Genomic DNA, 12,346 nt, shown 5'->3' with positions numbered 1-12,346 from the left:
TTCCTGATGATCCAGATGACGGTTCGCCATGGCTGATACTCCTGCGACTACTCAAGCAAGCACTGCGGCAAGCAATACGGCAAATTCGGCGGCGGTAGCCCGCCCTTCGGTGCTTTCATTGCCGATCAAGGAAAAGGCTGCGCTGTATGCCGCCTACATGCCGTTTCTGAATAACGGCGGCATCTTCGTTCCGACTTCGAAGCCGTATCGCATCGGCGACGAAATCTATCTGATTCTCACCCTGATGGACGATCCGACCAAGTATCCGATCGCCGGCAAGGTGGCATGGATTACGCCTGCCGGCGCGGCCAACAACAAGGCTCAGGGCATCGGCGTGCATTTCTCTGCCGATGAAAGCGGGCAGCGCGTCAAGGCGCGTATCGAAGAACTGCTCGGCGCCGCATTGCGGTCTTCCCGCGCCACGCACACCCTATAGCAAAACCAACAATATTTTTCGTTTCATGTCTCTAACGTCTCAATCTACCTATACGCACCGGCTTGCCCGCTTCGACGATCTGCCTGCCATCGTGGAGATCTACAACAGCACAGTGGCTTCGCGTGAAGTTACCGCCGATACCGAACCGGTCAGCGTGGAATCGCGTCATCAATGGTTCGCCGACCATACGCCTGATCGCCGTCCGCTATGGGTGGTCGAGCAGGACGGCGCAATACTCGGCTGGATGTCCTACTCGAATTTCTATGGCCGTCCCGCCTATTCGGGTACGGCGGAATTGTCGATCTACATCCATGAAGATGCGCGCGGAAAGGGGCTTGGCCGTTATTTCTTGGAACAGGCCATCCAGCATGCGCCGTCAATCGGCGTGCACACGCTTCTCGGATTCATTTTCGGCCACAACCTCCCGAGCCTGAAGTTGTTCGAAGCATTCGGTTTCGAGCGCTGGGCCGACATGCCGCGGGTCGCCACTCTGGACGGCATTGAGCGTGATCTGATCATCATGGGCAAGCGTATTGCCTGAGCCTTGCGTTGGTTGAGTGCCGCTGGGCAATCAATTCATCATTGACGGCGGGTTGCTGAAGCGCAGGTGGGGCCGGTCGTCGCGTCCGCGTGCATCAGCGCATGACAGCGTAAAATATGCGTCATGTATATCGATTCCCATTGCCATATCAACTTCCCGGAACTCGCCGCCCGCTTGCCCGACATCTTCGGCAAGATGGCGGAGAATCAGGTAACGCACGCCCTGTGCGTGTCGGTCGATCTTCCCGACTTTCCGCAGGTCCTGCAACTTGCAGAGCGTCATTCGAACGTGTTTGCCTCCGTCGGCGTGCACCCGGACTATGAAGAGACTCCCGAGCCCGGCGTCGAGGAACTCGTGCGGCTTTCCGAGCATCCGAAGATTGTCGCCATCGGCGAAACCGGGCTCGACTACTACCGACTGCAGGGCGATCTCGAATGGCAGCGCGAGCGCTTCCGCACCCATATTCGCGCATCGCGCGCCACCGGCAAACCCCTGATCATCCATACCCGCGCGGCGGCCGAGGATACGATACGCATCATGCGCGAAGAGGGCGCCGGTACCGATGCCGGCGGGGCAGGAGGTGTCATGCACTGCTTTACCGAATCGCTTGATGTCGCCCGGGCAGCGATGGAGATGGGGTTCTACATCTCGTTTTCAGGGATTGTCACCTTCAAGAGTGCGAAGGATTTGCAAGCCGTTGCCATGGAGGTACCCTTGGAACGCATGCTTATCGAGACCGACTCTCCGTATCTCGCGCCGGTGCCGCATCGCGGAAAGATGAATGAACCCGGTTTTGTCTGCCATGTCGCCGAATTTCTTGCGCGTTTGAAAGGCGAACCTCTTGAACGCGTTGCCCAGCAGACGACGGACAACTTTTTCAAGCTCTTCAAGATTGCACGCTGATGTTTCGGACCCCGGGAAGAACAACGATGAATACGGTCGGCATTTCCAACCTTCGTCGCAGCATGGTTGCTGCAATGGGTGCGGTTGCGCTAGGCCTGGCTGCTGCCTCCAGCCAGGCAAGAGCGGGCGCCTATGATGATTTTTTTCGCGCAGTCAAGATAGACGATGCGAAAGCCGTGGCCTCCCTGCTTGCGAGGGGACTGGACCCCAACCTGATCGAACCCGAACGCGGCGAGACGGGATTGATCATGGCGCTGCGCGCCGATTCGATGAAGGTCTTCGAGACCTTGCTGAAATCGAAGCAGATCGACCTGGAGGTCAAGGCCTTCAATGGCGACAATGCGCTGATGATGGCCGCCTACAAGGGGAATCTGCCTGCGGTCGAGGCCCTGATCGAGCAGGGCGCCGAAATCAACAAGACCGGCTGGACGCCGCTGCACTACGCGGCATTCGTCGGCAACAATGACATCGTCAAGCTTCTGCTCGACAAGTCGGCCTATATCGATGCGGAATCTCCGAACAAGACTACGCCCATCATGATGGCAGCACGTGCCGGCCATATTCTTACCGTCAAGCTGCTGCTCGACGAGGGCGCCGATGCCACCCTCAAGAATGATGCCGGCATGACTGCCATCGACTTTGCCAACAAGTACGAGTTCAAGGATATCGCCGAAGGACTGACTTTCCGGTTAAGGAAAGCAGGCAAGCTGCAGTAGCGCGCAATTTGCACGCTTCGCAATGGCGCTCATGCCGTCCTGCGGGATGACGTAAGTTCTACAGCTTGCTTTTGCCGGTTGCACGCATTTATCAAAAGAGAGGCTGGTGATGCCATCTAGCGGCCTGCGTTCCGCCGGTTACAGTGGCATTCCATTAGTGTAGACCTGCGCTGCCTTCAACGTCGAGCGCTGCCATGTTGAAAGGCGCGTCAGGGCAGGCTGATGACGATGTGTGCCAGCTTCGGCGCCAGCTTGACGAGGTCGTAGTATTGGCTTAACACGCCGTTCACCTCTGAAGCCAATGCCCAGTTCAGGCTCGCGAATCCAACCATGCCCAGGCAGGCGAAACCCGCAGCGATGATCCACATCGGCATTTCCGCCCTGATCAGATGCGCTACGCTGTCCGGCGCTCTCCAGAATGGCGCAAATGCCGCACGATTGCCCTTCAGATGGGCGATTTCCTTGTCCAGCGTGGCGATCAGGTAATCAAGTTTTTCCTTGCTTTCCAGCGCATTTTCCCTGATAGCCGGTCAGCAGGCACATGTAGAACACTTCGAGCGCCTGCACGCTGGAAGCGCCGCGCCGGCGGACTTCGTCCAGCTCCGTGAAGAACTGCTCGCCGGCGAGCTGATCGCCGAAGAGCTTCAACTGCAGAGGGAACGTTCCCATTCCTCGCGGATCGCCATGTCGGCTCCGAGTACGGCTTCATCGATCGCGGCACAGAACGCATATTTGGCCGCATAGACATCCTCGGCGGAGACATCCATTTCCCGTGCCTCTAGTTCGAAGCGATCGAGCAACTGCATTACATCGCCGGAAAACGTCGCGGCATCTCCAGGAAAGTAACGGCTTTTCAGCAGCAGAAGCAGATAGAAGCCGTCATGCAGCAAATCGACCAGCGCACGCGGCGAGCTGTACGTGTCGGCATATTCGATGATGGTGTTTCCGTATAGGGAACCAGCGCCGTCTTTCACGTACTCGATGCACTGGAGCCGCCGCCCGGCAAGCAGCGCATGCTGCGCGGCGGACTCATACTTTTGGCAGGAGCGTGTCTGATCGTGGCAATGGGACTGTTGCTTGGCCGCTACACTGATGACATCCGTGTCCGTCCCGAAGCGATGAGCCGCCAGGCGGCGGACAGGATTGCAAGCGATGAGCTGCCGGAGGCGATTGAGGGTACGGAAAAGCAGCAGGTCATTCCCGATGCTTTCGCAGCGATGGCTGCAAGCCACCTATCGCCGGAAGCGGCTGGTCCGGACGTACGACGAGCGCCAATCATCGAGCAGCCTCTTGCGGCAAGTGCAGTGCAGCCGCCTGACGTCCGCAAGGCGGCTGAGGAGCGTCCCTCCGGCCCTGCAGCGCGCAAGCCGCAGTATGAAGCGCAGAAGCAGGCAACACGAAAAACAGCGCTGAAAGGAACAAATACTCGTGCAGTGGCAGGCAGCCGCGAACGTAACTCGAAGGCTGGCCGACAGCCGGAGCAGCCCGCGAAGCGAATGCTTGCAAAGGGAAAAACTATCGCCCCCGACAAGAGCAAACGCAATGATGCCGATGTGGATCTGATTGCAGCGCTTCTTTCGCGGGTGCAGAACAAGACGTCCAAACCGGGCAACGTCAGTGCCGTTGAAAAACCTGCGCAAGCCATCACAGCCACGGAAGCAAGCTCGCCCGAGCTGCATGCAAGTCTCGGCAGTCGAACGGCAAAGTCCGATGTCGTCATCCGCACGCAGGTAGATACGACGGAATCACTGGTGAAGCGCTGCGGCGCACTCGGTTTTATCGAGGGCCAGTTCTGCCGCGCAAGGATATGTTCGGGCTTATGGGGCAAGGACGCGGCTTGCCCGCTCAGCAGCCCGGCGAATCTGCATTAATGACTGCGGTTAGCCGTGGCGGGTACCAGCCGGCCAGTCATTCCTGTTTGCGTGAGGCTGCAACCGTGCCGGAACGTTCTGCCGCCCGTTGCCTCACGTAATCCGCTTTTTGCACGACGCGTACATTCCTTGCCGCTGTGCCTTCCTGCGGACGTTACGGCGTTCCGACAGACGATACCCACCCCGTTCCATGACCATAGCAAGCGGCTTGAAGCCTTTACGAGGGGCGTATGCCTATGCAGGGGGCGCTAGGCACCCCGGTGCCGGGTTCAAGTCGCGCCCCAAGCGCTCAAGCCGCTGCTTAGCCTTGAGTAGAGGCAGTACTTGAAGCAGTGACGGAACCGGAGAGACCAAGCGGAAGCTTCAGCGTGACTTCGAGACCGCCTTCTTCATGATTGCGCAGCGCGATGCTGCCGCCGTGCTGTTCCGCAATATTCTTTGCAATCGTCAAGCCGATGCCGGTTCCCCCGGTATGACGCGAACGCGAACTTTCCAGGCGGTAGAAGGGTTCGAATACCTTTTCGAACTCTTCCTGCGGAATTCCGGTGCCCTTGTCACGTATGCGTATGACGGCGTTGCCGTCTTGTCTTGCAACGCTGACGCGTGCTTCTTGGCCATACTTGACCGCGTTGTCGAGCAGATTGGTGAGGCAGCGCCGCAAGGCAATCGGGCGCGCCATCAGCGATGCACCTATACTGCCATTGACCTGAACATTCTGGCCGGCATCGCTTGCGTCGGCGCAGACACTGTCGATCAGGGAATCAAGATCGAGACGCTGTACCGCTTCCGCCGAGTCCATGCTGCGCGCAAGATCCAGGCCTTCGCGCACCATGCCCTGCATCGCCGACAGATCGCTGATCAGCTTGTCCCGCAGTTCGATATCGTCCACCTTTTCCAGCCGCAGGCGCAGCCGCGTCAGGGGCGTCTGCAAATCATGGGTGATGGCCGCTAGGATGTGCGCGCGCTGGCGGATATGACTGCGGATTCTCGACTGCATCGCATTGAAGGCCGCTGCCGCCTGCCGCAATTCGGTGGCGCCGCGCTCGGGCAGGGGCGGGCGTTCGATGTTATTGCCGAGCTCGGTAGCGGCCTCCGCCAGCTGCTTGAGCGGGCGCATCGCGGTACGCGCAACGACGGCGGCAACGACGGCGATGCTTGCCAGCAGCAGCGCGGCGTAGGTCTGCAGGTCGATCCCCGGCGCCATGGGCGGAGGCCGGGGCGGCAATACCGAAATCCGCAGCCGGGACCCGTCATGCAGGGTGATCAGCATGGCTTCGCAGCTGGCACGCTGGTCCGCATTGCGGCGAAAGCCCCGTCCGCCCGTACCGCAGTCTTCAGCGGCTGCAGGCGTGGAAACGATTCGATAGTTTTCCGGCAGCCGCTGGTCCAGCATGCCCGCCAGTGCCGAGCGCGGTTCCTTGACAGGCTCTTCGCCGCTGGCGATCTCGGCACGCATGCCGACTCCGGCTGCGGCGTTGAAAAACGGTTCGCGCAGATGCGCCGGCACGGTCTCCAGCGACAGCACGAACTGGGCAATCCTTTCCACCGCATGAAAGTCGCGGAACTGGCCGATCATGCGCTGGCGCTCCCTGGCTGCCAGGCCGAAGGAGAGCAGGGTGCTGATCACGACGCCGATGAACAGCATCAGGAACACCCGCGTCGTCATCGACTGCAGAAGCTTCCTCATTCCTTTGCGACCTGCGTGGCCAGCACATAACCCTCGTTGCGTACCGTCTTGATGATCTGCGGCGACCGGGCGTCGTCACCGAGCTTTTGCCTCAGGCGGCTGATCTGCAAGTCGATCGAGCGGTCGAAGGGATCGGCGTCGCGGCCCTGGGTCAGGTTCAGAAGGTGGTCCCGGCTCAGCACGCGGTTCGCATGATCCAGGAAGATTTTCAGCAGGCGGTATTCGGCGCCGGAAAGAGCGACCACGACGCCGGAGGGATTGACGAGATGGCGCGCCGTGACATCCATGGTCCATCCGGCGAACTTGATCTGCTGCGTCTCGCTAGCCTGCATGTTCGGAGGCAGCGCTTGGGTGCGGCGGAGCACGCTGCGGATGCGGGCAAACAGCTCGCGCGGCTCGAAAGGCTTGGGCACGTAGTCATCGGCGCCCATTTCCAGGCCGAGAATGCGATCGACCGGTTCTCCGCGGGCGGTCAGCATGATGACGGGAATGGCGGAATGACTGCGCAGGTTGCGGCAAAGGGTCAGGCCGTCCTCGCCCGGCAGATTGAGATCGAGGACGATGAGGTCGATGCGATGATCCTGCAGGGCTTTCTGCATGGCCTTGCCGTCGCCGGCAGTCACGGCGCGGTACCCGTTCTTTTCGAGGTATTCCGCCAGCAGCGAGCTGATTTCGCGGTCGTCGTCGACAATCAGAATTTTCTGTGGATGTTCCATGGGAGGATTATGGCAAGTTGAAACGCATCGATGTGCGTTAATTGTATCGCGGTGTTTCCCTCCCAAACCCGGATACAGAGCGATACAAAGATGTCCGCTCCGCGTACTTGCCGCTACAACAATGCGACGCGCGGACATGCGTTGGATACACGCGATCGTCATGATGGAGCCCGTGCATGAAGCGAAACGCAACCGGAAGCACTGGAGACGGACCGTGTACTGTCCATCCCGCGTCTCCCTCGCGAAGCGCTTCAGGGCATCGATCAATCCAGGAAGGAATCATGATGAAACGCACTCACAAAGCTCTTGTTACCACCTTGCTCGCCATCTCGGTCGGCGCCGGATCGCTGGCTGCGCAGGCACAGCCGGCTCCGGGAGCGCCGGCTGCCGGCAGCCAGGAGCGCTCTCCCGAGAAAATGCGCGAGCGCATGGAGAAGCGTCAGGCCGAACTGCGGGCGAAGCTCAATCTGAACGCCAATCAGGACACTGCCTGGAAAGCCTACGTTGCGAGGATCCGTCCCGCCGACATGCCGCAGCGCCCCGACCGCGCCGAGATGGAAAAACTGAGCGTGCCGGAGCGGATGGAAAAGCGGCTTGCCTTCATGAAGCAGGCCGAGCAGCGCCTGACCGACAGGCTCGCTGCCACGCGCGATTTCTATGCGGTGCTGTCGCCCGAGCAGCAGAAAATCTTCAATGAGGAATTCAAGTTCCGCGGCGGAATGCGTCATCACGGTGGACACCGTTAAGCATCTTGAAGTCCCTGTGAAGATGACCCGAAGCAGATTCGAAGGCTTATCAGAAGGTCTGATTCGGGATCGCTGCAGTCGAACTGCGATGCTCAGGGTAGAAGGGCCTGACGAACCTGATGATACAGGTTCGTCGGCTGTTCAAAAAAGGGAGAGGCGCAGCCTCTCCCTTTTTTACGTTCAATGCAGCTTGATGCGCGGATTGCGTACCCAGTTGATGGTTTCCGACCATGTCTGCAGCCAGGTCCGGAACCAGCCGTTCACCGTAATCTGGTGGTTCTTGTGCAGCCACCAGTACATCCACTTGGCGATGCTGCCCTCGATGAAGACCGACCCGCGCGCAATTGCGCCCATCAGGCTGCCGACGGTGCTGTAGTTGCCGAGCGAGACCAGCGAGCCGTGATCGCGGTAATGAAACTCGAGCAGCGATTTGCCCTGCAGCATGCGCACCAGCGACTTGCCAAGCGTACTGGCCTGCTGGTGCGCCGACTGCGCACGCGGCGGGACGGTGGACTTTCCGTCTTCCATCGGGCAGGCGGCGCAGTCGCCGATGGCAAAGATGTTCGGGTCGCGCGTCGTCTGCATGGTCCGGTGCACGACCAGCTGGTTGATCCTGTTGGTCTCCAGCCCGCCGAGATCCTTCATGAAGTCGGCAATCTTGATGCCGGCCGCCCAGACCACGATGCTGCTGGGGATGAACTTTCCGCTTGCCATCCTGACGCCCTCCTTGGTGACCTCGGTTACCCGTTCATTAGTATGCACTTCAATGGCGAGCTCCTTGAGTTCATGGCTGACGGCGGCCGACAGCCTTTCCGGCAAGGCCTGCAGGATGCGCGGTCCGGCATCGACGACCACGATCTTCAGGTCCTTTTCCGGATCGAAGTTGGCCAGCCCGTAGCTGGTGATGATCTTGGCCGTCATGTGCAGTTCGGCCGACAGCTCCACGCCGGTCGCGCCGCCGCCGATGATGGTGACGGTGAAGCGGTCCTGCCCAGGTGTCTGCGGCCTTGCCTGTGCTCGGATGCAGGAGTTGATGAGCCGGGTGTGGAAACGCTCGGCGGCTTCGGGCGAATCGAGCATGATGCTGTGCTCATGAACGCCGGGCGTGTTGAAATCGTTGGTCTGGCTGCCCAGCGCGAGCACCAGGGTATCGTAAGGTACGGCCTGACTCGGCAGGATCTCTTCGCCGTTCTCGTCGTAGATCGGTGCAAGATAGATCTCCTTCGCGTCGCGGTCCAGTCCTTCCATGCGGCCGAGACGGAAGTTGAAATGGTAATTGCGGGCAAGCGCGAGATATTCGAGTTCATCGGAATGGGTATCGAGCGTGCCTGCCGCAACCTGGTGCAGCAGCGGTTTCCAGAGGTGGGTACGGGATGCATCGACCAGCGTGATCTCCGCACGTTTTCTCTTTCCCAGTCGCTTGCCCAGGCGTACCGCAAGTTCAAGACCGCCGGCACCGCCGCCGACGATCGTGATGCGGTGAAGCGCCGCGTTTGCTGTCTGACTCAAGCTGTCCTCCGTGAAATTAGCTATCGGCGGCATCCCGCCGGAAGAATGTCTCTTTCCGTCTCGCCATTTCCGTTTCCATGTGCGCATTCGATTCCTCGCCATGCGGCTTGCGCCGCCTTCAGGCCTTGAGGAAGTTACGCTTTATTAAAGTGACAACGGTGCTGCTATGGAGTTCGCGCCGCCAATTCATACTTTTGATACCGCCGGTACGGTGATGCTCTAAATATGCAACGCTCTCCTTGTATTCCGGACCATAAAGCATGGTCCGGAATAATTGACTGAGATCAATGATTTTACAGTGCCTGCTTGCTACATTCGCTCGTCATTTTCGAACCAAGCCTACAGGGAAACTCCGTGCTCCAGATCCAGACTGCATTGAAACCGCTTCGCATCAAGGGAAGGGAACTGCTTCCCATCGTCCAGGGAGGAATGGGGGTCGGCGTGTCTGCGCATCGCCTCGCAGGCAGCGTTGCCGCGCTGGGCGCGGTCGGCACCATTTCCAGCGTCGACCTGCGGCGGCATCATCCCGATCTGATGGCGCAAACCGGTAAGAGCCGGAACAAGACGATGATCGACAAAGCTAATCTGACGGCGCTGGATCGGGAAATCAAGGCAGCTTTACGGCTCGCAGGTGGACGGGGCATGGTCGGCGTCAATATCATGCGCGCCGTCGCCGAGTATGCCGCCTATGTCAGGCAAGCCTGCGAAAGCGGCGCGCAGGCGGTGGTCGTCGGTGCCGGCCTGCCGCTGGATTTGCCGGAGCTTGCCGCCGACCATCCCGGCGTGGCGCTCATTCCCATTCTTTCCGATGCGCGCGGGGTTGCACTGGTGCTCAAAAAATGGATGCGCAAAAACCGCCTGCCGGATGCGATCGTGCTTGAAAATCCCAGGCATGCCGCAGGACATCTCGGTGCCGCGCGCATCGAAGATGTGGACCAGCCGCACTTCGCTTTCCCTGTCGTTCTCGAAGCGACGCATCAGGTGCTGCGCGAACTCGGGCTGGAACGTGAAAACATTCCCCTGATCGCGGGCGGCGGCGTCAACAGCCATGAGCAGGTATGTGAACTGCTCGCCATGGGCGCAAGCGCCGTCCAGCTGGGAACCGCATTTGCCGTCACGGAGGAAGGCGATGCGCACATCAATTTCAAGAAGGTGCTGGCCGAAGCCAGCCCGGAAGACATCGTCACTTTCATGAGCGTCGCCGGCTTGCCGGCGCGGGGCGTGCGGACCCCGTGGCTCGTCAATTATCTGGAAAAGGAAGAGAAGCTGCAGCGCAAGGCGGGGCCGAAGGAATGTACGGTCGGCTTCGATTGCCTGCACCAGTGCGGGCTGCGCGACGGCATCGCCAAGGCAGGGCAGTTCTGCATCGATACACGGCTGGCATTCGCGCTGGAGGGCGATGTCAAGCGCGGCCTGTTCTTCCGCGGCTCCGAGCGGCTGCCGTTCGGCGGCGAGATCCGTCCGGTGCGGGAGCTTGTCGAATTTCTGCTGAATGGAAAGGTGTCTTCGACAGATGCCAACGCACGCGCTGCGGCATAGTCCTTCCGAAACACCAGCTTCCATCGTTCGCTGCGGGTAACGGCAGCGAACGGTGAATTGCGTCTTTCGCGTCCGTTCGGGACGCATGCCTGAATCGCAGCGGCAACCTCCATCCACATGCTTGCCAACTTCTGCAATCCGGAGCGTTTTGACCTGGATCAATGTTGCAGCCGGCGCTTGCCTCGTACACTGCGAGCCATTCCAGATGCGTCCAATCGTTGGGACGCACGACAGCCGGAGTACGACATGGCAGTTCCTGCAACAGCAATTCCTCATAGTCCCACCGTCCAGTTCGATGCGGCACTGATCCGCAAGCTGAGCAGGCAGGGTCCTCGCTACACCTCGTATCCCACGGCGGATCGCTTCGCCGACAGCTTCGGCATGGGCGATTACCTGCAGGCAGTCAACCAGGTACGCGCACTCGGCGCGCGCAATCCCTTGTCGCTTTATGTGCATATCCCGTTCTGCGACAAGCTTTGCTATTACTGCGCCTGCAACAAGGTCATCACCAAGAACCGCAGCAAGGCCGAGGTCTATCTCACCTACCTGAAGCGCGAGATCGACATGCAGGGCAAGCTGATGGGTGACATGAACATCGTGACCCAGCTGCACTTCGGCGGCGGCACCCCGACATACCTGTCCGATGAACAGATGGGCGAACTCCTGGCACACCTGCGCAGCCGTTTCCGTTTTGCCAATGACGACGATGGCGAGTTCTCCATCGAGATCGATCCGCGCACCGTGACGCCGGAGCGCGTGCGCACCCTGCGCAACCAGGGTTTCAACCGCATCAGTTTCGGTGTGCAGGATTTCGACATCGACGTGCAGAAGGCAGTCAACCGCATCCAGCCGGAAGAAGTGACGCTGGCGGTGATGAATGCCGCCCGCGAGGCCGGCTTCCGCTCCATCAGCATCGATCTCATCTACGGCTTGCCGAAGCAGACACTGATGACCATGGAACAGACGCTCGGCAAGGTGATCGCTGCCAATCCCGACCGCATCTCGGTCTACAACTATGCCCACATGCCGGCACTGTTCAAGCCCCAGCGCCGCATCAATGAAGACGAACTGCCCAATGCCGAGACGAAGCTCGACATGCTATCGCTGTGCATCCGCCGTCTGACTGCTGCCGGTTACGTCTATATCGGCATGGACCATTTCGCCAAGCCGGATGACGATCTGGCAATCGCCCAGCGGCAGGGCCGGCTGCATCGCAATTTCCAAGGGTATTCGACCCATGCCGATGCCGAAATGGTCTCGGTGGGCGTGTCCGCCATCAGCTCGGTCGGATCGACCTACAGCCAGAACGAAAAGACGCTTGAGGCGTATTACGAACGCATCGAGCAGGGCGAACTGCCGATCGCACGCGGCACCAGGCTCAGCGTCGACGACCTGCTGCGCCGGGTCATCATCCAGATGCTGATGTGCAATTTCGAACTGTCGATACGTTCGCTCGAACTCGCTTATCCGATCAGCTTCGCCAAGTATTTCGAAACCGAACTGGAGCAGCTGCGCGTGATGGAGGCCGACGGCCTGCTCAGCATCGATGACGACTGGCTGACCGTCAGCCCCAAGGGCCGGCTGCTGATCCGCAATATCTGCATGGTGTTCGACTCCTATCTCAACGGGAAGCAGGAAGTGAAACCGGAACGCCTGCGTTATTCGAAAACCATCTGACGCAT

At 59.8% G+C, this 12,346-nt stretch carries 11 protein-coding genes and 1 pseudogene; 8 read left to right on the top strand and 4 right to left on the bottom strand.

The genetic code is table 11. The features are described 5' to 3' along the window. Positions 1–28 precede the first annotated feature (28 nt). The 4 genes from IGW03_RS04405 (at position 29) to IGW03_RS04390 (ending at position 2,596) form a co-directional block, all read left to right on the top strand. A complete protein-coding gene (locus tag IGW03_RS04405) occupies positions 29–436 on the top strand; it encodes a PilZ domain-containing protein (RefSeq protein WP_194721316.1) in 408 nt (135 codons plus the stop codon). 25 nt (positions 437–461) lie between these two features. Then, positions 462–977, top strand: a complete 516-nt coding sequence (locus IGW03_RS04400; protein WP_194721315.1) for a GNAT family N-acetyltransferase — start codon at positions 462–464, stop codon at positions 975–977. 123 nt (positions 978–1,100) lie between these two features. Continuing rightward, positions 1,101–1,880, top strand: coding sequence for a TatD family hydrolase (locus tag IGW03_RS04395; protein WP_194721314.1), 780 nt, complete (start codon positions 1,101–1,103; stop codon positions 1,878–1,880). A gap of 26 nt (positions 1,881–1,906) precedes the next feature. Next, the gene (locus IGW03_RS04390) at positions 1,907–2,596 is read left to right on the top strand and encodes an ankyrin repeat domain-containing protein (protein WP_194721313.1); all 690 of its coding nucleotides are present in this window, start codon (positions 1,907–1,909) and stop codon (positions 2,594–2,596) included. Between the two features lie 209 nt (positions 2,597–2,805). Here the strand turns inward: IGW03_RS04390 and icmH are convergent. After that, a pseudogene (gene icmH / locus IGW03_RS04385) lies at positions 2,806–3,570 on the bottom strand (type IVB secretion system protein IcmH/DotU). 39 nt (positions 3,571–3,609) lie between these two features. Here icmH and IGW03_RS04380 point away from each other — a divergent pair. Beyond that, the gene (locus tag IGW03_RS04380) at positions 3,610–4,467 is read left to right on the top strand and encodes a hypothetical protein (RefSeq protein WP_194721717.1); all 858 of its coding nucleotides are present in this window, start codon (positions 3,610–3,612) and stop codon (positions 4,465–4,467) included. A gap of 301 nt (positions 4,468–4,768) precedes the next feature. On the opposite strand, the gene IGW03_RS04375 is transcribed toward IGW03_RS04380, so the two are convergent. Both IGW03_RS04375 and IGW03_RS04370 read right to left on the bottom strand, forming a co-directional pair. Next, positions 4,769–6,154 carry an ATP-binding protein gene (locus IGW03_RS04375; protein ID WP_194721312.1) on the bottom strand — a complete coding sequence of 462 codons (1,386 nt, stop codon included), beginning with the start codon at positions 6,152–6,154 and terminating at the stop codon, positions 4,769–4,771. After that, positions 6,151–6,870 carry a response regulator gene (locus IGW03_RS04370; protein WP_194721311.1) on the bottom strand — a complete coding sequence of 240 codons (720 nt, stop codon included), beginning with the start codon at positions 6,868–6,870 and terminating at the stop codon, positions 6,151–6,153. The genes IGW03_RS04375 and IGW03_RS04370 overlap by 4 nt, the downstream gene beginning before the upstream one ends. Positions 6,871–7,151: 281 nt before the next feature. Between IGW03_RS04370 and IGW03_RS04365 the strand changes: the two genes are divergently transcribed. After that, positions 7,152–7,616 carry a Spy/CpxP family protein refolding chaperone gene (locus IGW03_RS04365; RefSeq protein WP_194721310.1) on the top strand — a complete coding sequence of 155 codons (465 nt, stop codon included), beginning with the start codon at positions 7,152–7,154 and terminating at the stop codon, positions 7,614–7,616. 180 nt (positions 7,617–7,796) lie between these two features. On the opposite strand, the gene IGW03_RS04360 is transcribed toward IGW03_RS04365, so the two are convergent. Continuing rightward, on the bottom strand, positions 7,797–9,125 hold the full coding sequence (locus IGW03_RS04360; RefSeq protein WP_323744924.1) for an NAD(P)/FAD-dependent oxidoreductase: 1,329 nt from the start codon (positions 9,123–9,125) through the stop codon (positions 7,797–7,799). Between the two features lie 354 nt (positions 9,126–9,479). Between IGW03_RS04360 and IGW03_RS04355 the strand changes: the two genes are divergently transcribed. Both IGW03_RS04355 and hemN read left to right on the top strand, forming a co-directional pair. After that, on the top strand, positions 9,480–10,664 hold the full coding sequence (locus IGW03_RS04355) for an NAD(P)H-dependent flavin oxidoreductase (RefSeq protein ID WP_194721308.1): 1,185 nt from the start codon (positions 9,480–9,482) through the stop codon (positions 10,662–10,664). 246 nt (positions 10,665–10,910) lie between these two features. Further along, a complete protein-coding gene (hemN, locus tag IGW03_RS04350) occupies positions 10,911–12,341 on the top strand; it encodes an oxygen-independent coproporphyrinogen III oxidase (RefSeq protein WP_194721307.1) in 1,431 nt (476 codons plus the stop codon). Positions 12,342–12,346: the final 5 nt, after the last annotated feature.

Source organism: Noviherbaspirillum malthae (assembly GCF_015352985.1).
GTDB classification, from domain to species: domain Bacteria; phylum Pseudomonadota; class Gammaproteobacteria; order Burkholderiales; family Burkholderiaceae_D; genus Noviherbaspirillum; species Noviherbaspirillum malthae.
This window is presented reverse-complemented; position numbering and strand designations above follow the sequence as displayed.

Coding starts and splice junctions, on each gene's coding strand:
- IGW03_RS04405 (WP_194721316.1), top strand. CDS start 29: ATGGCTGATACTCCTGCGACTACTCAAGCAAGCACTGCGGCAAGCAAT.
- IGW03_RS04400 (WP_194721315.1), top strand. CDS start 462: ATGTCTCTAACGTCTCAATCTACCTATACGCACCGGCTTGCCCGCTTC.
- IGW03_RS04395 (WP_194721314.1), top strand. CDS start 1,101: ATGTATATCGATTCCCATTGCCATATCAACTTCCCGGAACTCGCCGCC.
- IGW03_RS04390 (WP_194721313.1), top strand. CDS start 1,907: ATGAATACGGTCGGCATTTCCAACCTTCGTCGCAGCATGGTTGCTGCA.
- IGW03_RS04380 (WP_194721717.1), top strand. CDS start 3,610: ATGCTGCGCGGCGGACTCATACTTTTGGCAGGAGCGTGTCTGATCGTG.
- IGW03_RS04375 (WP_194721312.1), bottom strand. CDS start 6,154: ATGAGGAAGCTTCTGCAGTCGATGACGACGCGGGTGTTCCTGATGCTG.
- IGW03_RS04370 (WP_194721311.1), bottom strand. CDS start 6,870: ATGGAACATCCACAGAAAATTCTGATTGTCGACGACGACCGCGAAATC.
- IGW03_RS04365 (WP_194721310.1), top strand. CDS start 7,152: ATGATGAAACGCACTCACAAAGCTCTTGTTACCACCTTGCTCGCCATC.
- hemN (WP_194721307.1), top strand. CDS start 10,911: ATGGCAGTTCCTGCAACAGCAATTCCTCATAGTCCCACCGTCCAGTTC.